This window comes from Campylobacter sp. RM12640, assembly GCF_020137595.1.
In the GTDB taxonomy this organism is placed as follows: domain Bacteria; phylum Campylobacterota; class Campylobacteria; order Campylobacterales; family Campylobacteraceae; genus Campylobacter_E.
In genome coordinates, this window is the sequence record NZ_JACGAU010000083.1 from 1 (window position 1) to 260 (window position 260).

At 23.8% G+C, this 260-nt stretch carries 1 protein-coding gene; it reads right to left on the bottom strand.

What is annotated here, in order from left to right; genetic code table 11:
* Positions 1 to 260: hypothetical protein (locus AVBRAN12640_RS09980; RefSeq protein WP_336613012.1), on the bottom strand; the 260-nt coding region annotated here is incomplete at both ends.

The following is a 260-nucleotide window of genomic DNA, read 5'->3' on the forward strand; positions in this document are numbered from 1 at the left end:
AAAATAACCATAAATATCATAATTTATTAGCTTATCTTTACTAAGTCTAGTTGGTAATTCTGAAGCTTTTTCTTCAAAACTTTTTTCATAATAATCTTCATATAGTTGCACTTCTTTATCAACTATTAAATTTACGCTTTTAAAAAACTTTCCATCTATCGTATAGTTTTGCTTTTTAATTGTACTTAATAATAAGGTATTTGGTTTTTTAAGTTCTGTTACTTCGTGTTTTGGACTTTGCTGTAAATTAAAATGACTTA